The sequence below is a fragment of the Leifsonia sp. 466MF genome, assembly GCF_900100265.1.
In the GTDB taxonomy this organism is placed as follows: domain Bacteria; phylum Actinomycetota; class Actinomycetes; order Actinomycetales; family Microbacteriaceae; genus Leifsonia.
This window is the reverse complement of the sequence record NZ_LT629696.1, coordinates 2,247,583-2,270,441: the sequence shown is the minus strand read 5'-3', so window position 1 is coordinate 2,270,441 and position 22,859 is coordinate 2,247,583. Positions and strand designations below refer to the sequence as shown.

Annotated in this window: 23 protein-coding genes and 1 tRNA gene; 12 read left to right on the top strand and 12 right to left on the bottom strand. The window is 69.9% G+C overall.

Annotated features, from left to right (window positions below; all coding sequences use genetic code 11):
• Positions 1 to 13 precede the first annotated feature (13 nt).
• Positions 14 to 1,210: a pyridoxal phosphate-dependent aminotransferase gene (locus tag BLR91_RS10840; RefSeq protein WP_089875340.1), complete on the bottom strand. Its 1,197-nt coding sequence runs from the start codon at positions 1,208 to 1,210 to the stop codon at positions 14 to 16.
• Positions 1,211 to 1,355: 145 nt separating this feature from the next.
• On the opposite strand from BLR91_RS10840, the gene BLR91_RS10835 reads away from it, so the two are divergent.
• The 4 genes from BLR91_RS10835 (at position 1,356) to BLR91_RS10820 (ending at position 5,991) form a co-directional block, all read left to right on the top strand.
• Positions 1,356 to 3,125: a S1C family serine protease gene (locus tag BLR91_RS10835; RefSeq protein ID WP_089875341.1), complete on the top strand. Its 1,770-nt coding sequence runs from the start codon at positions 1,356 to 1,358 to the stop codon at positions 3,123 to 3,125.
• A gap of 124 nt (positions 3,126 to 3,249) precedes the next feature.
• Positions 3,250 to 4,293, top strand: coding sequence for a glycosyltransferase family 2 protein (locus BLR91_RS10830; protein ID WP_089875342.1), 1,044 nt, complete (start codon positions 3,250 to 3,252; stop codon positions 4,291 to 4,293).
• Between the two features lie 2 nt (positions 4,294 to 4,295).
• Positions 4,296 to 5,114 carry a CDP-alcohol phosphatidyltransferase family protein gene (locus BLR91_RS10825; protein ID WP_018190502.1) on the top strand — a complete coding sequence of 273 codons (819 nt, stop codon included), beginning with the start codon at positions 4,296 to 4,298 and terminating at the stop codon, positions 5,112 to 5,114.
• The gene (locus tag BLR91_RS10820; RefSeq protein WP_089875343.1) at positions 5,107 to 5,991 is read left to right on the top strand and encodes a glycosyltransferase family 2 protein; all 885 of its coding nucleotides are present in this window, start codon (positions 5,107 to 5,109) and stop codon (positions 5,989 to 5,991) included. The genes BLR91_RS10825 and BLR91_RS10820 overlap by 8 nt, the downstream gene beginning before the upstream one ends.
• Before the next feature lie 27 nt (positions 5,992 to 6,018).
• On the opposite strand, the gene BLR91_RS10815 is transcribed toward BLR91_RS10820, so the two are convergent.
• From BLR91_RS10815 to BLR91_RS10795, 6 genes are all read right to left on the bottom strand, one after another.
• Positions 6,019 to 7,023 (bottom strand): hypothetical protein, encoded by a 1,005-nt coding sequence (locus tag BLR91_RS10815; RefSeq protein WP_089875344.1) that lies wholly within the window; start codon positions 7,021 to 7,023, stop codon positions 6,019 to 6,021.
• 27 nt (positions 7,024 to 7,050) lie between these two features.
• Positions 7,051 to 7,359 (bottom strand): helix-turn-helix domain-containing protein, encoded by a 309-nt coding sequence (locus BLR91_RS10810; RefSeq protein ID WP_020075110.1) that lies wholly within the window; start codon positions 7,357 to 7,359, stop codon positions 7,051 to 7,053.
• Between the two features lie 150 nt (positions 7,360 to 7,509).
• On the bottom strand, positions 7,510 to 7,827 hold the full coding sequence (locus BLR91_RS20005) for a hypothetical protein (RefSeq protein WP_157695062.1): 318 nt from the start codon (positions 7,825 to 7,827) through the stop codon (positions 7,510 to 7,512).
• Between the two features lie 126 nt (positions 7,828 to 7,953).
• Positions 7,954 to 8,688, bottom strand: coding sequence for an ABC transporter ATP-binding protein (locus BLR91_RS10805; protein ID WP_018190507.1), 735 nt, complete (start codon positions 8,686 to 8,688; stop codon positions 7,954 to 7,956).
• Positions 8,689 to 9,552: an ABC transporter permease gene (locus tag BLR91_RS10800; protein WP_018190508.1), complete on the bottom strand. Its 864-nt coding sequence runs from the start codon at positions 9,550 to 9,552 to the stop codon at positions 8,689 to 8,691. It abuts the gene before it with no gap.
• A 73-nt stretch (positions 9,553 to 9,625) separates the two neighbouring features.
• Positions 9,626 to 10,318, bottom strand: a complete 693-nt coding sequence (locus BLR91_RS10795; RefSeq protein WP_026307130.1) for a phosphocholine cytidylyltransferase family protein — start codon at positions 10,316 to 10,318, stop codon at positions 9,626 to 9,628.
• Between the two features lie 381 nt (positions 10,319 to 10,699).
• Between BLR91_RS10795 and BLR91_RS10790 the strand changes: the two genes are divergently transcribed.
• The 3 genes from BLR91_RS10790 to BLR91_RS10780 are packed head-to-tail and all read left to right on the top strand — an operon-like array spanning position 10,700 to position 13,588.
• Positions 10,700 to 11,698, top strand: coding sequence for an ABC transporter ATP-binding protein (locus BLR91_RS10790; protein ID WP_089875345.1), 999 nt, complete (start codon positions 10,700 to 10,702; stop codon positions 11,696 to 11,698).
• The gene (locus BLR91_RS10785; RefSeq protein WP_231918887.1) at positions 11,674 to 13,251 is read left to right on the top strand and encodes a hypothetical protein; all 1,578 of its coding nucleotides are present in this window, start codon (positions 11,674 to 11,676) and stop codon (positions 13,249 to 13,251) included. Before BLR91_RS10790 ends, BLR91_RS10785 begins: the two co-directional genes overlap by 25 nt.
• Positions 13,252 to 13,309: 58 nt before the next feature.
• Positions 13,310 to 13,588: a DUF3039 domain-containing protein gene (locus tag BLR91_RS10780; protein ID WP_018190512.1), complete on the top strand. Its 279-nt coding sequence runs from the start codon at positions 13,310 to 13,312 to the stop codon at positions 13,586 to 13,588.
• A gap of 26 nt (positions 13,589 to 13,614) precedes the next feature.
• Here the strand turns inward: BLR91_RS10780 and BLR91_RS10775 are convergent, their stop codons facing one another.
• Positions 13,615 to 14,931 (bottom strand): nicotinate phosphoribosyltransferase, encoded by a 1,317-nt coding sequence (locus BLR91_RS10775; RefSeq protein ID WP_089875347.1) that lies wholly within the window; start codon positions 14,929 to 14,931, stop codon positions 13,615 to 13,617.
• Between the two features lie 72 nt (positions 14,932 to 15,003).
• On the opposite strand from BLR91_RS10775, the gene murI reads away from it, so the two are divergent.
• The 4 genes from murI (at position 15,004) to BLR91_RS10755 (ending at position 18,197) form a co-directional block, all read left to right on the top strand.
• Entirely contained in the window at positions 15,004 to 15,822 is an 819-nt protein-coding gene (gene murI, locus BLR91_RS10770) for a glutamate racemase (protein WP_018190514.1), read from the top strand.
• A 48-nt stretch (positions 15,823 to 15,870) separates the two neighbouring features.
• Positions 15,871 to 16,626 carry a ribonuclease PH gene (rph, locus tag BLR91_RS10765; protein WP_018190515.1) on the top strand — a complete coding sequence of 252 codons (756 nt, stop codon included), beginning with the start codon at positions 15,871 to 15,873 and terminating at the stop codon, positions 16,624 to 16,626.
• A gap of 2 nt (positions 16,627 to 16,628) precedes the next feature.
• Positions 16,629 to 17,222, top strand: coding sequence for an RdgB/HAM1 family non-canonical purine NTP pyrophosphatase (rdgB, locus tag BLR91_RS10760; RefSeq protein WP_089875348.1), 594 nt, complete (start codon positions 16,629 to 16,631; stop codon positions 17,220 to 17,222).
• Positions 17,223 to 17,294: 72 nt separating this feature from the next.
• Complete coding sequence (locus BLR91_RS10755; RefSeq protein ID WP_089875349.1) at positions 17,295 to 18,197, top strand: cation diffusion facilitator family transporter; 903 nt, start codon at positions 17,295 to 17,297, stop codon at positions 18,195 to 18,197.
• 36 nt (positions 18,198 to 18,233) lie between these two features.
• Here BLR91_RS10755 and BLR91_RS10750 read toward each other — a convergent pair whose 3' ends face one another.
• From BLR91_RS10750 to BLR91_RS10735, 4 genes are all read right to left on the bottom strand, one after another.
• A complete protein-coding gene (locus tag BLR91_RS10750; RefSeq protein WP_231371057.1) occupies positions 18,234 to 19,010 on the bottom strand; it encodes a DedA family protein in 777 nt (258 codons plus the stop codon).
• Between the two features lie 69 nt (positions 19,011 to 19,079).
• A tRNA-Leu gene (locus BLR91_RS10745) sits at positions 19,080 to 19,159 on the bottom strand.
• Positions 19,160 to 19,175: 16 nt separating this feature from the next.
• Positions 19,176 to 20,213: an LLM class flavin-dependent oxidoreductase gene (locus BLR91_RS10740; protein ID WP_018190519.1), complete on the bottom strand. Its 1,038-nt coding sequence runs from the start codon at positions 20,211 to 20,213 to the stop codon at positions 19,176 to 19,178.
• A gap of 64 nt (positions 20,214 to 20,277) precedes the next feature.
• Positions 20,278 to 21,543 carry an MFS transporter gene (locus BLR91_RS10735; RefSeq protein ID WP_089875350.1) on the bottom strand — a complete coding sequence of 422 codons (1,266 nt, stop codon included), beginning with the start codon at positions 21,541 to 21,543 and terminating at the stop codon, positions 20,278 to 20,280.
• A gap of 90 nt (positions 21,544 to 21,633) precedes the next feature.
• Here BLR91_RS10735 and prfB point away from each other — a divergent pair, with 90 nt between their 5' ends.
• Complete coding sequence (gene prfB / locus BLR91_RS10730) at positions 21,634 to 22,746, top strand: peptide chain release factor 2 (protein ID WP_089875351.1); 1,113 nt, start codon at positions 21,634 to 21,636, stop codon at positions 22,744 to 22,746.
• The last annotated feature ends 113 nt before the right edge of the window (positions 22,747 to 22,859 follow it).

The following is a 22,859-nucleotide window of genomic DNA, read 5'->3' as shown; positions in this document are numbered from 1 at the left end:
CGGTGCCGATCGCTCAGCGAGGCAACGCGGCGAGACGCCGTGCCGCCTCCTCGAGCACGTCGATGCGCTTGCAGAACGCGAACCGGACCAGGGATGCGGTCCGCGCCGCATACTCGCCCCGGCTGAACGCGCCGAGCGGCACCGCGACGACTCCGGCCAGCTCCGGCAGCCGACGGCACAGCTCGACGCCCTCCGGGAAGCCGAGCGGGGCTGCGTCGGCGACCACGAAGTAGGTCCCGTCCGAAGGAAAGACGCCGAAGCCGGCGGCGGCGAGCCCGGCGGAGAGCACATCCCGCTTGTGGCCCAGAGCCTCGGCGATGCCGGTGAAGTAGGCGTCCGGGAGCCGCAACCCCGCGGCGATCGCCGGCTGGAACGGCGCGCCGTTCACGTAGGTGAGGAACTGCTTCACGGCGAGCACCGCGGTGACGAACTCCGGAGGGGCGGTCAGCCAGCCGATCTTCCAGCCCGTCGTGTTGAAGGTCTTGCCACCGGACGAGATCGCGATCGTGCGCTCCCGGGCACCCGGCAGCGTCTCGATCGGGATGTGCTCTGGCCCGAACGTCAGGTGCTCGTAGACGGAGTCGGTGACGATCACGGCGTCGTGCCGTTCGGCCAGCTCCACGATCGCGGTGAGCGTCTCCCGGTCGAGCACGCTGCCGGTGGGATTGTGCGGTGTGTTCACGAGGATGGCGCGTGTGCGGTCGGTCACCGTCTCGCGCAGCCGGTCGAGGTCGGGGCGGAAGGCCGGCGGCTCCAGCGGGACGGTGCGGTGCACGCCGCCCGCCAGTGCGATCACGGCGCCGTACTCGTCGTAGTACGGCTCGAATGTGACCACCTCGTCGCCCGGTTCGAGCAGCGCGAGCAGCGTCGCCGCGATCGCCTCGGTCGCGCCGGCGGTGATGAGCACCTCCCGGTCCGGGTCGAGCTCCATGCCGTAGAACCGCTTCTGGTGCTCGGCGACGGCCAGGCGGAGGTCGGGAATGCCCATCCCGGGCGGGTACTGGTTCTCGCCGTCGCGGATGGCCGCCACGGCCGCCTCCAGCACCGCGGCGGGTCCGTCCTCGTCCGGGAACCCCTGGCCGAGGTTGATCGCGCCCGTCCTCGACGCCAGCGCGCTCATCTCGGCGAAGATCGTCGGCCGCACGGAGCCGTCGGCTCCGAGCAGTCCTGCACCCGTGGCGGCGCGCCGCCAGCCTCCCGTGATCGTCATAGGACAACGCTACGGCCTTACTCGCATCCAACCCATTGGGTACGTTGGGGAGAGTCATCGACACGCAGAAGGTCGCCCACAGCAACGGCAAATAGAACGCCCAGGTTCGCATCCCAAGCTGTCTGTGCTTGGAAGGAGCAACACCATGACCGACACCCCGAACACCCCGGAGCCCGCGAAGCCCCAGCACGACGCCGACACCGACGCGGTCGTGGATGCTGCCGGCACTGAGCGCACCAGCATCGAGCACACCGGCGCCGCGACCCCCGCAGCGCCGTCCGAGACCCCCGCCGCTCCGGCGGCGCAGACCCCCGCGGCCGAGACCCCGGCCGAGCAGGCTCCCGCAGCCGGAGCCGGATGGACCGCCCCGGCCGCGCAGAGCACCGGCGACACCGCCGCGCAGCCGGCGCAGCAGCAGCCCACCGCCGCGCAGCCGACGGTTCCGCAGCCCACCGCCGCGCAGCCGACGGTTCCGCAGCCCACCGGCGCGCCGTACCAGGCGCAGCAGCACCAGCCGCAGACCTACGGGCAGCCGTACGGCCAGCAGCAGCAGCCCCAGCAGCCGCACTACGGCAACGGCGCCTTCGGCCAGCCCGGCGGGTACGGCCAGCAGCCGCAGCAGCCCTACGCCCCCAACGCCCACCAGCAGGGCTACGCCGGCGCACCGGGCGCCGCGACCGCTACGGCTCCGGCGAAGCCCGCCAAGAACCGCAGCACCGGCCTCATCATCGCGACGCTCGCCATCGGCGCGCTCGTCGGCGGCATCGCCGGCGCCGGAGCGGGTGTCGGCATCTACGCCGCCACCGACGGCGGCAACGCGACGATCAAGACCGTCTCCGGCCCGCAGAACATCACGGTGAACGACTCCAACGACGCGAGCACCATCACCGCGGTCGCCGCCAAGGCGTCCCCGAGCGTCGTCACCATCTCGGTGAGCGCGTCGAGCTCCGGCGGCACCGGCTCCGGCATCATCCTGACCTCCGACGGCTACGTGCTCACCAACACGCACGTCGTGACGCTCGACGGCCAGGCGGCCAACGTCAACGTGACGGTCACCGACAACGACGGCAAGATCTACACGGCCAAGATCGTCGGAACCGACCCGACCACCGACCTCGCCGTCATCAAGCTGGACAAGGCGTCCGGGCTGACCCCGATCAGCTGGGGCGACTCGAGCAAGCTCAACGTGGGCAACACCACGGTCGCCATCGGTGCCCCGCTCGGCCTCTCCGGCACGGTCACCGACGGCATCGTCAGCGCGCTCAACCGCAGCATCAGCATCGCCTCCTCGGCCGCTCCGAAGGACGACTCGAACAGCGACGGCGGCAGCCAGAACCCGTTCAACTTCGACTTCCCCGACCAGGGCGGTCAGCAGCAGCAACAGCAGCAGAGCGCCGGAACGATCTCGCTCCCGGTCATCCAGACCGACGCGTCCATCAACCCGGGCAACTCCGGTGGTGCGCTGCTCAACAGCAAGGGCGAGCTGATCGGCGTCAACGTCGCCATCGCCAGCGCGGGCGGCTCCAGCTCCGACGGCTCGCAGTCCGGCAGCATCGGCGTCGGCTTCGCCATCCCGTCGAACCTGGCCAAGCGCGTCTCCGACGAGATCATCAAGAGCGGCTCCGCCACGCACGGCCTGCTGGGCGCCTCGGTCGCCGACGCGAGCACTGACAGCAAGGCCACCACGGTCGGCGCACTGATCAAGAGCGTCACCAGCGGCGGCGCCGCGGCCGGTGCGGGCCTCAAGGCCGGCGACATCGTGGTGAACCTCGACGACACCCCGATCACCGACGCCACCGACCTGACCGCCCAGGTCCGCGCGCAGGCGGCCGGCTCGAAGGTCGACGTCACCTACATCCGCGACGGTCAGACCAAGACCGCGACCGTGACGCTGGGGTCCCTCCCGACCGAGTGATCGCGCCGATCCAGCACACCGAGAAGGGCCGTCCCGCAGGCGCGGGACGGCCCTTCCCCGTTCCCGGCTGAGCCGCAGACCCGGCTGATAGGCTCGACGCCGACCCGCTACAGCGAAGGACCAGATGCCGGACGACATCGTGAACACCCTCCCCGGTGTCTCGTACGTGATGCCCGTGCTCAACGAGGTCACCCATGTGCGGGCCGCCGTCGACAGCCTTCTGGCGCAGGACTACGCCGGGCCGTTCGAGGTCACCATCGCCCTCGGTCCGAGCATGGACGGCACGACCCAGTTGGTCGAGGAGCTCGCCGCTGTCGACAGCCGCATCCGGGTCGTCGACAACGTCGTGGGCTCGACACCCGCCGGTTTGAACCTCGCCATCCGCGAGTCGCAGTACCCGATCGTGATCCGGGTGGACGCGCACAGCGTCCTTCCGCCGGACTACGCGCGGGTCGCCGTGGAGACCATCCTGGAGACGGGCGCAGACAACGTCGGCGGACTGATGGATGCGCAGGGCACCACCGACTTCGAGCGCGCCGTCGCGCGTGCGTACGGGAGCCGTGTAGGCCTGGGCGGCACGAAGCTGCATGTCGGCGGCGAGGCCGGTCCGGCCGAGACGGTCTATCTCGGCGTGTTCCGCCGCGATCGCCTGATCGAGGTGGGGCTCTTCGACGAGGAGATCAAGCGCGGCCAGGACTGGGAGCTCAACCGGCGCCTCCGCACCACGGGTGGCACAGTCTGGTTCACGCCGCGGCTCAAGGTCACCTACCGCCCCCGCCCGAACCTGTACCGGCTCGCCCGGCAGTTCTTCTCCACCGGCATCTGGCGGGGCGAGCTCGCGCGGCGCTTCCCGGCATCCAATGGGCTGCGCTACTTCGCGCCGCCCGTGATGGTGGTGGGCGTCGCCGTCGGCACGGTGCTCGGTATCGTCGGCATCATCCAGGCCCTCCTCGGCGCCGCGCCGTGGCTGCTCTGGGGCTTCGCCATCCCGGCTCTCTACGTGGTGATCGTCGTGGTCTCCGCGCTGCTCTGGGGGCGACGCGACGGTTTTCGCCCGTTCCTGTGGTTTCTCGTAGTCTTGCCGTGCATCCACTTCAGCTGGGGGATCGGCTTCGTCCTCGGATACCTGTCGCTCACCCGCAACATCACGGCCCACACGGGAAGGTAGGAATGACCGCACCCGGACCTGCGGCGCACGGCGCCCGTCCGTCCTCGATCGCCGAGCTGAAGGCCGTCGCGCAGCCCCCAGAGGTGCGCGGACGCCGCAACGCGGAGCACTGGACGGCCTCGCTGTACCTCCGCAACCTGTCGCCGTATCTGACCTGGGTGCTGCTCAAGACCTCGATCTCGGCGAACGGCGTGACCGGCCTGATGATCCTGACGGGATGGGCGACCGCCGCGGCCCTGCTCATCCCGGGCATCGCCGGCGCGGCTCTCGCACTGGTGCTCGGCCAGCTGCAGATGCTGGTGGACTGCTGCGACGGCGAGGTGGCGCGCTGGCGCCGCACGTCGTCGCCCGCGGGCATCTTCCTCGACAACGTCGGCCACTACTCGACAGAGACCCTGATCGCGATCGTCCTCGGCATCCGCGCGGCGGGCTATCCGCTGGAGACGCCGGAGGACTTCCTCTGGACGAACCTCGGCACCCTGCTCGCCCTGGTGATCGTGCTCAACAAGGCGCTCAACGACATGGTGCGCGTGGCGCGCGCCAACGCCGGACTGCCGAAGCTCGCCGACACGCAGTCGGAGTACGCGCCGACGCACGGGCTCATCGCGACGCTGCGGCGTGCGGCGAAGTTCCTCCCGTTCCACCGGCTGTACCACTCGGTGGAGCTCACCATCCTGATCTTCGTCTTCTCCATCGTCGGCCTGTTCATCGGCGCGACGCTCGCCGACCGCATCCTGCTCTGTGCGCTCGTCCCGCTGTCGATCCTGGCGCTGATCGGGCACTTCGTGACCATCATGGCGTCGCGGCGGGTCCGTGGCTGAGCTGCCCGCGGTCGCGGTCGTGGTGCTCACGCAGGGCGCCCGGCCGGTCGAGCTGCGCCGCGGCGTGGAGTCGGTGCTCGCCCAGGAGGGCGTGACCACCGACGTCGTCGTGGTCGGCAACGGGTGGGACCCGGCCACCGCAGACCTGGCGCTTCCCGCAGGGGTGCACGTGCTCGCCCTGCCCGAGAACGTGGGCATCCCCGCCGGACGCAACGCCGGGGTGCCGCTGGTGCACGGCGAGTGGCTGTTCTTCCTCGACGACGACGCCGACATCCCGTCGCGCACGTTCCTGGCGGACGCCGTCGCCAAGCTCCGCGATGACCCCGGCATCGGGATGCTGCAGCCCCGGCTTCGCGTGCCCGACGGCGCCCCGGCGCCCCGGCGTTGGATCCCGCGCATCCGCAAGGGCGACCCGGAGCGCTCGAGCAATGTGTTCGCCGTGCTCGAGGCCGCCGTGGTCCTCCCGCGTGCCGTCTTCGAGCAGGCCGGCGGCTGGGCCGATCCGTTCTTCTATGCGCACGAGGGCATCGACCTCGCGTGGAAGGTCTGGGACCAGGGCAAGCGCGTCTGGTACGCGGGCGACCTCGTGGCGGAGCATCCGTCCGTGTCGCCGACCCGGCACTCGTACTACTACCGGCTCAACGCGCGGAACCGCGTGTGGCTGGCCCGCCGTAACCTCCCGGCTGTGCTCATCCCGCTCTATGTCGGATCGTGGACCGGCATCCAGTTGCTGCGCTGGTTCCGCAAGCCCGCCGTCCTGCGTGCGTGGTTCGGCGGCTGGGCCGAGGGCTGGCGCACCGACCCGGGCGAGCGACGCCCGCTGCGGTGGAGGACCGTGGCGCGGATGACGGCAGCAGGACGGCCACCGATCGTCTGAACACCCGGTGGCGCCGCGTGGATGCGGTCAGCCGACCTGGCGCCGGCTTCCCGCCTCGCCGTCGTCTGCGGAGCCCTCAGCGGCGGTCCCACCGCCTGTGCGCGCGTCGGCCGGAGCGCCGGAGGGGCCGGACTCGATGACGTACGGACCCCGCGGCAGTTCGGACTCGATGGCCTCCGTCGGCGCATCCTTCCGCCGGCCGCGGCGGGGGAGTGCGCCCCGGAGCACGGTGCCCACCCGGACCACGCGCGTGCCGGTCGCCGTACCGAGGCGACGCACCGCTCCCGGGCCTTCGTTCGGGGTGAGGACCTCGGGGATGACGAGCGGTGGCGGGCCGAACGCGAGACGCGCGTTCTGCACGACGCGTCGCCCGAGGATGTTGTTGCCCGTGCCGCCGATGACGGCGCCGACGCCGAACGGGATGGCGCGGGCGAGGATGCTCGCCCCGCCGCGCACCGCGAACTGGCGGATGAACGTGTTCTTCAGCCGGTCGACCAGCGGACCGACGACCATGCTCGGAAGCGTCGAGGTGACGAGCTCGCCCCAGTAGGCAGTGCGGGTCACGCCGCCCCCGCCGAACTGGCCGGCCAGCTGACGCACGAGGTCGGATCCCTCTTTGCCGAGCATCATCGTGAGCACCAGGGCTCTGGCGCGCTCGGGGTCGTCGACGGCGATGCCGTGCAGCTCGCTCATCGACTGCGCGTACAGGGCGGTCGCCTCCAGGAAACCGGCCGTCTCCAGCCCGGAGAGGGCCAGGGTGATGCCGGTGCCGATCGCCGGGATGACGGCGGTGGCTCCGACCGCGGCCCCACCACTCGTCACGGCGGCGAGGTACCGGCGTTCGAGGATGCGGGCCAGTTCGTCCGCCGACGCGCCCGGGTGACGGCGGCGGATGCTGCGCAGGTGGGCCACCACGACCGGCCGTTGGATGCCGAGGAAGCGGTCCAGGGTCGTGTTCACCGCGCGCGGGGTGTCTCCGCCGCGCGACGGTCCTCCGGTGACGGAGATGATCGGTTGCTGCTTCTTAGCCATCTCCTCAGAGTGTAGGCCGGTTCCCGATCAAGACGACCGGCGACGCCGTTCCCGTGCGCTCAGGTACTCGCGAGCCGACAGTACGCGGACGTCGCTCGGCAGGTGTTCGGTCGAGATGTCCTGCGTGAGCGTCGACACGTCGGTCCCGAGCACCGCCGCGATGCGCATCATCGTCAGCAGGCTGGGGTTCGCCCCTCCGCGTTCGATCTTGCCGAAGTTGGTCACGTGCATGGCGGCGAGACTCGCGATCGCCTCCTGGCTGAGGCCCAGGCGGACACGGGCACGACGGATGCGTTCGCCGAGCAGGAGGGCGGCGGTCCCTGCGGGGTTCTTCATAGTTCATCAGTGAAGAGCCGAACGCCCCTTCTGCTCCAGAGCACGAGCACCCCGAACATCGAACCTCACGCGTTGGTCACAGAAAATGCCGGTGATACCCGTATTCCGCGGGAGCCCTCCGGGCCGCGCGTGCGACCCGGAGAGCTCTCGTCAGAAGCTGATCTGCCAGAGGTACTCGCGGCCGTCGGGCGGGAACCACCGCACGACCAGCACGGTGTCGCGGGCCGGCTCCGGGCCGGAGAGGCTCGCCCGGACCGCCTCGCCCGGTGGCACGGAGCTGGGCGCGCTGACCCGCAGCCGCGCGCTTCCGGAGACGCTCAGGGTCAACCCGTTGAGCGTCTCCTTCCCCGCATTGACCAGGCGGTAGTGGGGTGCCGCGGAGCGGTCGACCCGCCACGGGACGGGGTACGCCAGGCGGCGCGGACGAGGGGCGGGAGAGGGGCTGCGAAGAAACCGGAGACGATTCATGCGACGACGCTAACCAGCCCCTCCGACGCTCGACGCCCCGAAATCGGGCACGAACACCACTTCCGGGGAGAACCCGCCGAAATCTTTTCTGGGGACGGTTTCACGCCCTGGGGAGAACGCTCGAACTTAGGTGCCGTAGTCGGCGTTGTACAGCTCCAGGACATCCCCGATCGGTCCGTCGAGCACGAGCGCGCCCTTGTCGAGGTAGAGCCCGCGTTCGCAGAAGCGCCGCAGGTCCTTCTCGTTGTGCGAGACGAAGAACAGCGTCCTCCCGCCCGCGAGGAGCTCCTCGATGCGCCGGTAGCACTTCTCCCGGAAGCCGCGGTCGCCGACGGCCAGCACCTCGTCGACGAGCAGCACCGGCTCCTCCAGCTGCGAGATGACGGAGAACGCGATGCGCACCTTCATGCCGCTCGACAGGTGCTTGTACGGGGTGTCGACGAAGTCGCCGATCTCGGCGAAGTCGATGATCTCGCCGAACCGCTCGTCGATCTGGGAGCGGGTCATGCCGTGCAGGCCGGCCGTCAGGTAGACGTTGTCGCGCACCGTGAGGTCGTCGACGAATCCCCCCGTGATCTCGATCAGCGGGGCGACGCCGTCGCGCACGGTCACGGTTCCCTCGTCCGGCAGCATGACGCCGGCGACGAGCTTCAGCAGCGTCGACTTGCCCTGGCCGTTGCGGCCGACCACGCCGATCGCCTCACCCGGCTGCACGTCGAAGCTGACGTTGCGGAGCGCCCAGAAGTCGTCCGGGCGCACCCGGCGCTCGCGGGTGGAGAAGAGGTCCTTGAACGAGCGGCGGGCTCCGCGATTGCGGCGGAAGCGCACGCCGAGACCGTCGACGGCGATGACGGGGGGCACTCAGATCTCCTTCAGGACGTCGCGCTCGAAGTGCTTGAAGACGAGCCAGCCGATCCCCAGCAGCACCAGTGACATCGCCGCGCTGACACCGACCAGGAACCAGTCCAGCTCCTCGGCGAAGAACGCCGAGCGGTAGAGGCTGAAGATGCCGGTGAGCGGGTTGAACGCCGACCAGAAGTGCAGCGAGAACAGCACGTCCGTCTGCGCGCCGGGATGGGCGGTGAGGTAGGCGGCGCAGTGCCGCGCGGCGATGCCTGCCCCGCACCCGCCGGGCAGGTCGCGGGCGCTGTAGATGATGGGGGAAGCGTAGAAGAGGAAGCGGAGTGCCAGCTTCACGGCGCGCTCCAGGTCGCGGAAGAACACGACGAGCGGCGCCACGATCAGCCCGACGCCGATGGTCAGCACCGTCTGGATGAGGATCGCGACAGGGAACAGCAGCACGTCGACGTTGAGGCGCGCGCCCGTGAGCACGGCGAAGAACGCCAGCACCGGCAAGGACAGCAGGAACTCGATGCCCTTGGACGCAACGATCCGGTTCACCCAGATGGTCCGCGGGATCATCGTCGAGCGGATCAGCTTCGCCTCGCGGATGAACGCCCGCGTGCTGTCCGAGACGGCGCCGTTGAACCACATCCACGGCAGCAGGGCGGCGAGCAGGAACACGATGTAGGGGTTCTCACCGACATCGCGCTTGAAGATGACCGTGAAGACGAACCAGTAGATCGCGCTCATCACGAGCGGATCGAGGATCGACCACAGGTAGCCGAGGACGCTCGTCGAGTAGCGGACGCGGAGGTCGCGCTTGGTCAGCAGCCAGAGCGAGTGCCGGTAGCGCGAGAAGCGCGAACGCTGCGCAGGGCGCACTTCAGTCGGGATACTGGTCACGAGAACCCATCGTATTGATCGAAGCCGCGTGAAAGCTCACGCCGACATCCGACTATACGAAAAGATTCGCGCGCTCCAGGTCCTCCTGGAAGTCGACCTCGACGGCGTACAGGTCCGAGATGTCCACCGGCTCGACCAGCAGGCGGTCCTGCTCGATCGCCAGCTCGATGCCGCGCTCGAAGTAGTCCTGGTCGCCGACGCGCTGCAGCTGACGCAGCAGGGCGGCCTTGTCGCCGGAGGAGATGTAGTTGATGCCGACCGCCTCGCCGAGACCGCCCTTGACGGTCTTGGACAGCTCCTGGATGTAGCCCTCCGGGCCGGTCGTGTACTTGACCTCCTCGTCCGCGACGGACGAGGTGTTCACGGTGACGAAGGTCTGGTCGCGGGCCACCATGGCGGCACCGCGCACGAGGACGGCCGGGTCGAAGACCACGTCGCCGTTCATCCAGAGCACGCCGCCGGGGCCCGACGCCTGCAGGGCGCGCATGAGGCTCTTGGAGGTGTTGGTCTGGTCGTACTGCTCGTTGTAGACGAACTGCGCGTCGGGGAACGCCTCGATGATGTGCTCCAGCTTGTAGCCGACGACGATCGTCACCTGGGCGTCCTTGCCGAACGCCGCGTGGATGTTGTCGAACTGCTGCTGCATGATGGTGCGGCCGTCGTTCAGTTCGGTCAGCGGCTTCGGAAGGCTCCGTCCGAGTCGGCTTCCCATGCCGGCCGCGAGAATCACTACCTGGGTCGTCACAATCATCTCCTTGTCCTACGCGGCCCGGCCTGTGCAGCGACTTCCTTCGTCGCCGCCGGCCTCGCCCGGGAGAGGCTCACCCAGGAATTCATCCGCGCTTACGCGTTTAGACACCCCTTCATGCCTCCCACAGACTACCGGGGGGCATACACGGGGGGCAGGGGTTGACGGATGTCGTTGTTGGGTCGTTATGTTCCTCACAGGACATTCGGAGCAGACCGATCGCGTCACGCTCGTGCGGGGGGTACGCAGGCGCGTGGGTATTGGTACGTTAGCGGGGTGAGTTCCGAGCACGCGCGTCCCCAGAGCACCGAGCCCGAGGAGGGTCGGGCGACGGAAGCGGCGGAGACGGCGAAACGGGGATCACAGAGGGGGGACACCATGGCGGAGGCTGCAGAGCCGACGACCGCGCAGGGCGGGGCCGACACCGGCCCGGCACCACGGGCGAAGCGTGCCCCGGCGAAGACGGCTGCGGCCGCCGCCGGCACGAGCACGCGCGCTCCGCGGACGAGAACGACCGCGGCGAAGCCGCGGCAGAGCACACGCACGAAGACCGAGACGGCCGCGGCGGGCGCCGCCCCGACCGTCGTGCTGGAGGCGCCGAAACCGGCGGAGACCCGGCCGACGGTGCTGACCATCAGCGGTGTGCAGAAGCGCTACGGCGACACGGTCGCCGTCGACGGGGTGACCCTCGACATCGCGGAAGGATCCTTCTACGGGATCGTCGGACCGAACGGCGCAGGTAAGACGACGACGCTCTCGATCGTCACCGGGCTGCTCCGGCCGGACGCCGGCCGCGTCGTCGTCCACGGCGTCGATGTCTGGGCGGAGCCGGTCCGTGCGAAGCACATCATCGGCGTGCTGCCGGACAAGCTCCGGCTGTTCGACCGCCTCACCGGCGCCCAGTTCCTCCGTTACGCGGGCACCCTGCGCGGGCTGAGCGCCAAGACCGTCCGTGCTCGGACAGGCGACCTCGCCGCCGCGTTCGGGATCGAGGACGCCCTCGACCGCCTCGTCGCCGACTACTCCGCGGGCATGACCAAGAAGATCGCCCTGGCCGCCGCCATGATCCACTCGCCGCGGCTCCTCGTTCTCGACGAGCCGTTCGAGTCGGTCGACCCGGTGTCGGCGGCGAACATCATCGACATCCTGCAGCGCTACACCGCGGCGGGCGGAACGGTCGTCGTCTCGAGTCACGGCATGGACATGATCCAGCGCGTGTGCGACAGCGTCGCCATCATCGTCCGCGGGCAGGTGCTGGCCTCCGGGACCATCGACGAGGTGCGCGGCGAGCAGACGCTCGAAGAGCGCTTCGTCGACCTGGCCGGCGGTCGCAAGGCAGCGGAAGGCATGGAGTGGTTGCACAGTTTCTCGGACTGAAGCTGCGGATCATGGGCAACGCCTTCCGGCGGAGCCCGTGGCAGATCTTCGGCCTGGTGATCGGGCTGCTCTACGGAGGCTTCATCACCGTCCTCGTCGTCGGCTCGCTGGTCGCCGCACGGCTCGTCCCGGATGTCGCGGCGACGCACAGCGTCCTCGTCGTCATCGGGTCGGTGGTGCTCGCCGGGTTCGCCCTGCTCCCGCTGCTCTTCGGCGTCGACGACACGCTCGACCCGCGGGAGTTCGCGCTCTTCGGCATCCCGAACCGATCGCTCGCCACCGGCCTGCTGCTGGCCGGCCTGCTCGGCATCCCGTCGCTCGTGCTCATCATCTGCGCGGCGACCACGGTCGTCACGTGGTCGCAGAACCCCGGAACGGTGCTGGTCGCCCTGATCTGCGCGGTCGTGGTGGTGCTCACCTGTGTGCTGGCCTCACGCGTCACGACCGCGATCGCCCACTCGATGCTCTCGACGCGCCGCTCCCGCGAGGCGGGCGGCGTCATCGGCATCCTGCTGCTCGTGCTCATCGGCCCGGTGCTGCTCCTGCTCGTCACGGTCGACTGGGGCCGCGACGGTCTCGGAGCCCTCGGCGGCGCGGCCGGCTGGCTCGCGTGGACGCCGCTCGGCGCCATGTGGTCGGCGCCCGGCGCGGCCGCGCAGGGCGACTGGGGCGCTGCCGTGCTGCAGCTGATCATCGCGCTCGTCACGCTCGGCCTGCTCTGGCTCGGCTGGACGGCGCTCGTCGCCTACGTCGTCGCGTCGCCAGAACGCGAGCAGCGGTCGAAGGACTACCACGGCCTCGGCTGGTTCGACCGGCTGCCCGGCGGCCCGACCGCCGCGATCGCCGCGCGCTCGATGACCTACTGGGGCAGGGATGCGCGCTACTGGGTGTCGATCGTCCTCATCCCGGTGATCCCGGTCGCGGTGGTGGTCGCCCTCGCCCTCGCCGGGCTCCCGTGGCACTTCATCGCCCTCGTGCCGCTGCCGCTGGTGTGCCTGTTCCTCGGCTGGAGCATCCACAACGACCTGGCCTACGACAGCACCGCGATCTGGCTGCACCTCGTGTCGGGCACGCGCGGCATGGCGGACCGCGCCGGGCGGATGTTCCCGCCGGTCGTGGTGGGCATTCCGGTGCTCGTGGTCGGCTCCATCGCCACGACCATCGTCTTCGGCGACTGGGCCGTGCTGCCGTCCGTCGCGGCGCTGAGCGGGGCGATCCTGGTCATCGGCCTGGGCCTCTCCAGTATTTCGTCCGCGCTGTTCCCGTACCCGGCGACGAAACCGGGCGACAGCGCGTTCACGCAGCCGCAGACCTCGGGCGCCTCCGCGGCGCTGGTCCAGTCGCTGAGCTTCTTCGCCATCCTGATCCTCGCCTCGCCCGTGCTGGTGTTCCTCATTCTCGGGATCACCGTCAACGTGTTCTGGCTGGCGATCGCGCCGGTGGCGGCGGTGCTGATCGGCTTCGCCACCCTGTTCTTCGGGATCTGGCTGGGCGGCCGGGTGTTCGACCGCCGCGGGCCGGAGATCATGGCCTTCGCGAACCGCAACGACTGAGCGGGCGCTTGTCGGGCATCCCCGACGCATCCTCCCGTACGGCGTCTAAACTGGTGGCATGAACGAAGCGAGCATCTCCGAGCCGGGCGGCCAGCCGAGCGGCGGCGGGGCGACGACGCTCGACCGCGAGCTCGAGGAGCTCCTGCAGAACCAGGAGCCGGGCGACCACGAGCGCTTCTCGCACTACGTCAAGAAGGAGCAGATCCTCGAGTCGGCTCTCACGGGCAAGCCGGTGAAGGCGCTGTGCGGCAAGATGTGGACGCCGAACCGCGACCCCGAGAAGTTCCCGGTGTGCCCGACCTGCCGCGAGATCTACGAGGGCCTGCAGGGCGAGTAGCCCTCGGCCACGTCGCCCGGCCGGGCTCAGCCGAAGAGGGTGGGCAGCACGGGGTCGCCGCGGCCCAGACGGAATGCCTCGTCCGGCAGCTCCGCCATGGCGAGCGCGCGGTGCTCGCGCGCCCGGAGCGTCCCCTCGACGCCCAGGTGCTCGCGGTGCACCTCGCCGTCCGTGATCAGCGGCACCAGGAGGTCGCGCCCGCTGTCGTCCGGCGTGTCTCCCTTCTCGACGATGTGCACCACCTCGGCCACCGCCGTCCCGCGCGCGTCGAGCCGGCGGATCGGGTGCTTGCGGCCGCCGATGCTGGCCTTGCCGTCCGACTTCTTGGCGACGGAGATCCACTCGCCGCCGTCGCCGCTGCGGTGGGCGACGAGCTTGTAGACCATGCCGGAGGCGGGATGTCCGGAGCCGGTCACGACGGAGGTGCCGACCCCGTAGGAGTCGACGGGGGAGGCGGCGAGGGCCGCGATCGTGAACTCGTCGAGGTCGTTGGTGACGGTGATGCGGGTCTTCGTGGCGCCGAGGGAGTCGAGCTGCTGGCGCACCTGCTTGACCAGCTTGGGCAGGTCGCCCGAGTCGAGCCGCACGGCGCCGAGCTCCGGACCGGCCACCTTCACGGCCGTCTCGATCGCCTTCTCGACGTCGAAGGTGTCGACCAGGAGCGTGGTGCCGGGGCCGAGCGCATCCACCTGGGCCCGGAAGGCGTCCTCCTCGGAGTCGTGCAGGAGAGTGAAGGCGTGGGCCGCGGTCCCCATCGTCGGCACGCCCCACGTGCGCCCGGCCTCGAGGTTCGACGTCGCCGAGAACCCGGCGATGAAGGCGGCGCGGGCGGCAGCGACCGCCGAGCGCTCGTTCGCACGGCGTGAGCCCATCTCGGCCAGCGGGCGCCCGGCCGCCGCGGCCACCATGCGCGCGGCGGCCGAGGCCACGGCGGAGTCGTAGTTGAAGACGCTCAGCAGGAGGGTTTCGAGGATGACGCCCTCGGCGAAGGGGGCGTCCACGATGAAGAACGGCGATCCGGGGAAGAACAGCTCGCCCTCGCGGTAGCCGCGGATCGTGCCGGAGAAGCGGTAGTCGGCGAGCCAGTCGATGGTCTCGTCGCGCACCACGTGGTTGTCGCGCAGGAACTGCAGCTCGGCATCCTGGAACCGGAACTGCTCGATCAGCTCCAAGAGCCGTCCGGTGCCGGCCAGCACGCCGTAACGGCGTCCATCGGGAAGCCGGCGGGTGAACGCCTCGAACACGCACTCGCGGTCGTGGGTGCCGGCGAGCAGCGCGGCGTCGAGCATCGTGAGCTCGTAGCGGTCGGTCAGTAGCGCGGAGGACGCGGCTCTCTCGGTCACGTCGCCAGCCTACTCACGCCACCCGGCCTACTCACGCCTCCGTGCGCCACCGGACCGGTAGGCTGGAGTGCTGTGACGGATGCGCCGATTGGGATCTTCGACTCGGGTGTGGGCGGGCTGACCGTCGCCCGGGCGATCCGCGACCAGCTGCCGAACGAGTCCATCCTCTACGTCGGCGACACCGCGCACTCCCCGTACGGGCCGAAGTCGATCGCCGATGTACGCCGCTACTCGCTCGAAGTGCTCGACTTCCTCGTCGACCAGGGCGTCAAGATGCTCGTCATCGCGTGCAACACCGCGTCCTCCGCGATGCTGCGGGATGCGCGCGAGCGCTACGACGTGCCGGTGATCGAGGTCATCCAGCCGGCTGTCCGGCGTGCCGTCTCCGCGACGCGCACTGGCCGGGTCGGGGTGATCGGCACGGTCGGCACCATCGCCTCCCGCGCCTACGAGGACGCTTTCGCTGCCGCACCGACCCTCCAGCTGTTCACGCAGGCGTGCCCGCGGTTCGTCGAGTTCGTGGAGGCGGGCGTCACGAGCGGCGAGGAGGTGCTGCGGGTCACCGCCGAGTACCTGCAGCCGCTCCGCGACGCCGACGTCGACACGCTAGTGCTCGGCTGCACGCACTACCCGTTCCTGAAGGGCGCGATCTCGTACGTGATGGGGGAGGGCGTCTCCCTCGTCTCCAGCGACACCGAGACCGCCAAGGACGTCTACCGCACCCTCGTCGGCCAGGGGCTCGAGCGCCGCTCGCCGCTGCCGCCGACCATCCACTACGAAGCCACCGGCTCGGACGCCGACACCTTCCTGCGCCTGGCCCACCGGTTCATCGGCCCCGAGGTCTCGCAGGTCGACCTGGTGCACACCGGGGTCATCGACCTCCCGCTCTGACCATCCCATCCACGCCCACGAGCCATTGATCCCACCGAGGAGACCTGAGTGACCGACATCACCCGCGCCGACGGGCGCACCCCGGACCAGCTGCGTCCCGTGACCATCGAGCGGGGATGGAGCCGACAGGCCGAGGGCTCCGCGCTCATCTCCTTCGGCAACACGCGCGTGCTCTGCACCGCCTCCTTCACGAACGGCGTTCCGCGCTGGATGTCGGGCAAGGGCCGCGGCTGGGTCACGGCCGAGTACGCCATGCTTCCGCGCTCGACGAACGAGCGCATGGACCGGGAGTCGGTCAAGGGACGCGTCGGCGGCCGCACGCACGAGATCAGTCGTCTGGTCGGGCGCAGCCTGCGGGCCGTCGTCGACATGAAGGCGCTCGGCGAGAACACGATCGTCCTCGACTGCGACGTGCTGCAGGCCGACGGCGGCACACGCACCGCCGCGATCACCGGCGCCTACGTCGCCCTCGCGGAGGCGCTCGAGTGGGGTCGCGAGCACCGCTTCATCGGGCAGAAGGCGACGCCGCTGATCGACTCGGTCTCCGCGGTCTCGGTCGGCATCATCGACGGGACTCCGATGCTCGACCTCGCCTACGTCGAGGATGTGCGGGCCGAGACCGACATGAACGTCGTCGTGACCGGCCGCGGCCTCTTCGTGGAGGTGCAGGGCACCGCGGAGGGCGCGCCGTTCGACCGTGGCGAGCTGAACTCGCTCCTCGACCTCGCGCTCGCCGGCACGACCGAGCTCGCGGGCATCCAGACGGCGGCCCTCGCCCCGGCCGCGGCGGCCGCGGAGGCCTGAGCGTGGTCCGCGTCGTCCTCGCAACGCACAACCAGCACAAGGCGCGCGAGTTCCAGCAGATCCTCGGGCGGGAGGTTCCTGGCCTCGAGATCGTCGCCTACGACGGCCCCGAGCCGGTGGAGGACGGCGTCAGCTTCGAGGAGAACGCGCTGATCAAGGCGCGCGCCGCCGTCGCCCACACCGGGCTCCCCGCACTCGCCGACGACTCGGGCATCTGCGTGGATGTGATGGGCGGCGCTCCGGGGATCTTCTCCGCCCGCTGGGCGGGCTCGCACGGCGACGCGGCAGCCAACCTGCGGCTGTTGCTCGATCAGCTGGCCGACATCCCGGGCCCCGACCGCGCCGCGCACTTCACGGCTACCCTCGCGCTCGTCACGCCGGGTGGCGAGCCCACCGTCGTCCAGGGCATCTGGCCCGGAAGCATCGCACGCGAGCCGCGCGGGGAGAACGGGCACGGCTACGACCCGATCTTCGTGCCGGACGGACACGACGTGACGGCGGCGGAGCTGGAGCCCTCGGCGAAGAACGCGGAGAGCCACCGCGCCCGAGCGCTGTCGGCGATCGTCCCGGCGCTGCGGGAGCTCGGCGAGAGCTGAGAACGGCACTCATTCCCATCTAGGTCTGGGCCCTGGCGGTGGAGCGAACTTCTATCTACCGTAGAAGCTGAGATGAGTCACGACCACGGCCACACCGCCAACCGCAACCGCCTGCTGATCGCCATCGGCATCGTGGCGGTCGTGCTCGTCGTCGAGGTCGTCGGCGCGTGGGTGAGCGGCTCCCTGTCGCTGCTGGCGGACGCCGGCCACATGCTCAGCGACCTGGCCGGGCTCATCATCGCGCTGATGGCGACCATCGTGGCCGCGCGTCCGGCGACGGACCGGCAGACGTTCGGCTTCCGTCGGGCCGAGGTGTTCGGCGCGCTCATCAACGGACTCATCCTGGTCGTCGTCGCGGTGACGGTCACCGTCGGCGCGATCGGGCGGCTGGTGGGCGGCGAGACCGAGGTGCACAGCATCCCGATGCTCGTCGTCGCGGCGATCGGACTCGTCGCCAACTTCGGCGCCCTGCTGCTGCTCCGGCCCTCCGCCGGCCACTCGATCAACATGCGCGGGGCGTACCTGGAGGTGTTCGGCGACCTGGTCGGGTCGGCCACCGTCATCGTCGCGGCGGTCGTCATCCTGCTCACCGGCTTCACCCCGGCCGACGCGATCGCATCGCTGCTGATCGCCGCCCTGATCGTGCCGCGCGCGTTCGTGCTGCTGCGCGACGTCGTGCGGGTGCTGAGCGAGGCGGCGCCGGCGGACACGGATGTGGCCGAGATCCGGGATCACATCCTCGGCACGCCGGGCGTGGTGGCCGTGCACGACGTGCACGTCTGGGCGATCACGTCGGGCGCCCCGGTGTTCAGCGCTCACGTCGTCTGCGAGCCCGCGGTGTTCCGCGAGGGACGGACGGGCACCCTGCTCGACGAGCTCTCCGGCTGCCTGACGACGCACTTCGACGTGGAGCACTCCACGTTCCAGCTGGAGCCCGCGGAGCACGCCGCGCACGAGGACGAATTCCACCGCTGACCCGGCGGCGCTGACCCGTTTGGCGCGGTCGGCGGCTCAGGCCTCTGGGTGCGTGGGCGCGGGTGCCGGCTCGTCGACAACCGCGGGAGCGGCGGCGCTCTCGGCGGCCTTCCGCTTGGACTTGCGCAGCGACTGGAAGTAGTGGAACAGCGTCGGCACCAGCGTGATGACGACCGCGCCGATCAGGATGACGTCGATGTAGCTCGAGACGAAGTTCGCCACGGGCGGGATGTAGCCGATCAGGTAGCCGAAGAAGGTCAGGCCGGCGCCCCACAGCAGTGCGCCCAGGGCGTTGTACAGCGAGTACTTCTTGTAGCTCATGTGGCCGACGCCCGCGGCGACGGGCGCGAAGGTGCGCACGATCGGCACGAACCGGGCAACAATGACCGCGAGGGCCCCGAAGCGCTCGAAGAACTGGTTGGTGCGCCGCACGTTCTCCATCGAGAACAGTCCGGTCTCCTTGCGTTCGAAGATCCGTGGGCCGGCCTTGTGCCCGATGAGATACCCCGCCTCACCGCCGAGAAACGCGGCGAACGCGATGGCGAGGCAGACCCACCAGATGTCGACCCCGAACACCAGCGAGGTGTGCGTCAGCAGCCCCGAGATGATCAGCAGGGTGTCGCCGGGCAGGAGGAAGCCGACCAGCAGACCGGTCTCGGCGAAGACGATTCCGCAGACCACCAGGAGCGCCCACGGACCCGCCGAGTGGATGATGGTGTTCGGGTCGAGCCACGGGATGAGGCCGGCGTGATGGATCACGGTTCTCCAGGAGGGATCGGTGGGAAAGCTGAGCCCGAGTTTAGCGTCGGCCATGCGCTGGAAGCTGCACGAAGCGTGCGAATTCGGATCCGCCCGAGAAGATCATCCTGGGGTCGTACACGGTGCGGGAGAAGGGACTCGAACCCTCACGCCGAAGCACAGGAACCTAAATCCTGCGTGTCTGCCAGTTTCACCACTCCCGCAGTGCGCTGGGCGCGGCTACGACATTAGCTCATGGACGCGCGGAGCGACCTCCGTGCCGTACAGCTCGATCGAGCGCATCAGGTCGTCGTGGGGCAGCGTCCCGTTGCTCATCTTGATGTCGAAGCGCGAGGCGCCGAGTCCCTTCGCGGCGTAGGCGATCTTCTGCGCGACCGTCTCCGGCGAGCCGACGACGAGCGCGCCGTCCGGCCCCGCCTCGTGCTCGAAGCGCGCGCGGGAGGCCGGCGGCCAGCCGCGCTCGCGGCCGATCCGGTTCGTCATCACCTCGTAGTGCGGCCACAGGATGTCCTTGGCCTCCTGGTCCGTCTCGGCGATGAAGCCGGGGGAGTGCACGCCGATCGGGAGGGTGGTGTCCTGTCCGAACTGCTCCAGCGCCTTGCGGTACAGCTCCGCCAGCGGCTGGAACCGCATCGGGCCGCCGCCGATGATGGCGAGCACGAGCGGGAAGCCGTAGTGCGCCGCACGCACCACCGACTCCGGGCTCCCGCCGACGCCGATCCACGTCTTCAGCAGGCCGTGCTCGACGTGCGGGTACACCGACTGCCCGTCCAGGGATGGACGTAGCTCGCCCGTCCAGGTGACCGGCTCCTGCTTGCGCACCTCGGCGAACAGGTTCAGCTTCTCCTCGAACAGCTCCTCGTACTTCGCGAGGTCGTACCCGAACAGCGGGAAGGACTCGATGAACGATCCTCGCCCGAGAATGACCTCCGCGCGGCCTCCTGAGATGCCGTCGAGCGTCGCGAACCGCTGGAACACCCGCACGGGGTCGTCCGAGCTCAGCACCGTCACGGCGGACCCGAGGTGGATGCGCTCGGTCTGCCCTGCGATCGCCGCGAGCACGACCTCGGGCGCCGACACGGCGAAGTCCTCGCGGTGGTGCTCGCCGACGCCGAAGAAGTCGAGGCCGACGCGGTCGGCCTGCACCCCCTCCGCCACGACGTTGCGCAGTGTCTGCGCCTGCGACAGCGGCTTCCCGTCGGCATCCAGCGTCACGTCGCCGAACGTGTCGATCCCGAGTTCCAGCTTCCCGGCCATGTCATCCCTCGATTCATGCGTCTGCATGGATATGCAAGCGCGTCGTCGGCCAGGGTATTCCGTGTCAGGCGGGGCGGGGTCTGCGCGGGACGTAGCGCGGGATGTAGCGGGCCAGCATCCCGGCGCCGACCAGTCCGAGCACGCCCATGACCCCGCTCGCGAACGAGATGGAGACGAGCGCCGTCAGCAGCGACACGAACAGGGGAGCGGCGGCCTGCCCGGCGTCGGCGGAGAACCGCCACGCGCCGAGGAACGGTGCGGGCCGGTCCTTCGGCGCCAGGTCGGCGCCGAGGGTCATCACGATGCCGGAGCCGATGCCGTTCGCCACCGAGAGGAACAGCGAGACGCCGATGTACCAGGCGACCGCCGAGCTCAAGTCGTGCGAGAAGGCGAGCACCAGGAAACCGAGACCGAGGCCGAGCATCGACGGGATGGCGCTCCACATCCGTCCGAACCGGTCCATGATCTGCCCGCTGGCGTAGAAGAGCGCGAAGTCGACGGCCCCGGCGAGACCGATGATCAGCGCCGTATTCGACTCGCTCAGGCCGATAGACACCGCCCAGAGAGGCATCAGGACGGTGCGGGCAGAGCGGATCGCCGCCACGAGGGAGACGCCGGCGCCCATCCGGAGGAGCACCTCGCGGAACGACCAGATGGTGCGGAACAGCCCGTGGGTGCGCTCCTCGGCCTCCTCCTCGCCGGTGGTCACCTGGGCGCCCGACTCGTCGGTCACCCGCGCTGACGGCCCGAACATCTTCTCCGGGTCGGGGAGCGCCAGGAGCACGACGACCGAACCGAGGCAGCTGATGATGAAGATCCAGAAGACGGACTGCGTCGACCCCGTCACGGCGATGACGGCCGACGCGATGAGCGGGCCGATGAACCATCCTGCGCGGAAGATGCCGCCGAGGGTCGACAGTGCCCGTGCGCGGTAGCGGGCGGGGACGTACGACGTCATGAACGCGTGCCGCGCGAGGGCGAAGACGGCGGTCGCGATGCCGACGAGGAAGATGCCGGCCATCAGCACCCAGTAGTTCGGCGCAAGAAGACAGATGACGACGCCGACGATCGCGACGACGGCCGCGCCGATCATGGAGGTGCGCTCGCCGACCCGCGACACCACCCATCCACTCGGGATGTCTCCGGCGAGCTCGCCCAGCATCACCATCGAGGCGATGAAGCCGGCCATCGCGAGGCTCGCGCCGAGGTTGCCTGCGGCGATGGGGATGATCGGGATGATCGCTCCCTCTCCGACGGAGAACAGCAGCGTCGGGAGGAAGGCGGCGAGGGCGACGGAGCGGAAGCTGAAGGGGCGCTCTTCGGAAGTCATTTCGTTAACACCGTACAACTTCCGTTCGCGGGCGCTCGCCCGGTCGCGCAGGGTCGGCGTCAAGGGCGGCCCGGTAGGCTGGAGGACGACATGATCGAACTCGACCTCTCCTCCCAGATCGCCGACCTGCGGTCCACCTTCTCCGACATCACCGCGGTGGTCGACGTCGACCGCCTGCGCGCCGACATCGCCGACCTCAGCGAGAAGGCGGGAGCCCCCGACCTCTGGGACGACACCGCCAACGCTCAGAAGGTGACAAGCGCGCTCAGCCACCGCCAGTCGGAGCTCGCGCGCATCACCGCCATCGAGCGCCGCCTCGACGACCTGGAGGTGCTGGTCGAGCTGGCCAACGAGGCGGAGGACGAGGAGTCGGCGGCCGAGGCTCGTGCCGAGCTGCAGTCGCTGCAGGCCGCGCTCGGCGACCTCGAGGTGCAGACGCTGCTGAGTGGCGAGTACGACAACCGCGCGGCCATCGTGACCATCCGCTCGGGGGCCGGCGGCGACGACGCCACCGACTTCGCCGAGATGCTCATGCGCATGTACCTGCGCTGGGCGGAGCAGCACAAATACCCGGTGAAGGTCATGGACACCTCCTACGCCGAGGGCGCCGGCATCAAGTCGGCGACCTTCGAGGTGGATGCGCCCTACGCGTTCGGAACGCTGTCGGTCGAGGCCGGCACGCACCGCCTCGCCCGCATCAGCCCGTTCGGCTCGGCCGACAAGCGCCAGACGTCGTTCGCGGCCGTCGAGGTCATCCCGCTGATGGAGGAGGCGACCGAGGTCGAGGTCCCGGAGGGCGACATCCGCGTGGATGTGTTCCGCTCGTCCGGTCCCGGCGGCCAGTCGGTCAACACGACCGACTCCGCGGTGCGCATCACCCACCTCCCGACCGGCCTCGTCGTCTCGATGCAGAACGAGAAGTCGCAGATCCAGAACCGTGCGGCCGCCATGCGCGTGCTGCAGACCCGCCTCCTGCTGTTGCAGAAGGAGGAGGAGGCCGCGAAGAAGAAGGAGCTCGCCGGCACCATCACGGCGAGCTGGGGCGACCAGATGCGCTCCTACTTCCTCTACGGCCAGCAGCTGGTGAAGGACCTCCGCACGGGATACGAGTCCGGCAACCCCAGCGCCGTGTTCGACGGCGACCTCGACGGCTTCATCGCCGCGGGCATCCGCTGGCGCGCGGGCAACAAGTCCGAGGATTAATCCGGGGGCGTCCTGCGGTCGGAAGCGGAGGCGTTTCCGACCGACGCGCCGTGCTGGGGCACGGAAGGGAGGCGTCGGCGCCGGGACCGCCGCAAGTCTCCTCCGTTCGCGCA

Coding starts and splice junctions, on each gene's coding strand:
- BLR91_RS10825 (WP_018190502.1), top strand. CDS start 4,296: ATGACCGCACCCGGACCTGCGGCGCACGGCGCCCGTCCGTCCTCGATC.
- BLR91_RS10780 (WP_018190512.1), top strand. CDS start 13,310: ATGAACGAAGCGAGCATCTCCGAGCCGGGCGGCCAGCCGAGCGGCGGC.
- BLR91_RS10740 (WP_018190519.1), bottom strand. CDS start 20,213: ATGGCCGGGAAGCTGGAACTCGGGATCGACACGTTCGGCGACGTGACG.
- BLR91_RS10810 (WP_020075110.1), bottom strand. CDS start 7,359: ATGAAGAACCCCGCAGGGACCGCCGCCCTCCTGCTCGGCGAACGCATC.
- BLR91_RS10830 (WP_089875342.1), top strand. CDS start 3,250: ATGCCGGACGACATCGTGAACACCCTCCCCGGTGTCTCGTACGTGATG.
- BLR91_RS20005 (WP_157695062.1), bottom strand. CDS start 7,827: ATGAATCGTCTCCGGTTTCTTCGCAGCCCCTCTCCCGCCCCTCGTCCG.
- BLR91_RS10750 (WP_231371057.1), bottom strand. CDS start 19,010: ATGGCCGACGCTAAACTCGGGCTCAGCTTTCCCACCGATCCCTCCTGG.
- BLR91_RS10815 (WP_089875344.1), bottom strand. CDS start 7,023: ATGGCTAAGAAGCAGCAACCGATCATCTCCGTCACCGGAGGACCGTCG.
- BLR91_RS10735 (WP_089875350.1), bottom strand. CDS start 21,543: ATGACTTCCGAAGAGCGCCCCTTCAGCTTCCGCTCCGTCGCCCTCGCC.
- BLR91_RS10790 (WP_089875345.1), top strand. CDS start 10,700: ATGGCGGAGGCTGCAGAGCCGACGACCGCGCAGGGCGGGGCCGACACC.
- BLR91_RS10840 (WP_089875340.1), bottom strand. CDS start 1,210: ATGACGATCACGGGAGGCTGGCGGCGCGCCGCCACGGGTGCAGGACTG.
- BLR91_RS10755 (WP_089875349.1), top strand. CDS start 17,295: ATGAGTCACGACCACGGCCACACCGCCAACCGCAACCGCCTGCTGATC.
- BLR91_RS10835 (WP_089875341.1), top strand. CDS start 1,356: ATGACCGACACCCCGAACACCCCGGAGCCCGCGAAGCCCCAGCACGAC.
- prfB (WP_089875351.1), top strand. CDS start 21,634: ATGATCGAACTCGACCTCTCCTCCCAGATCGCCGACCTGCGGTCCACC.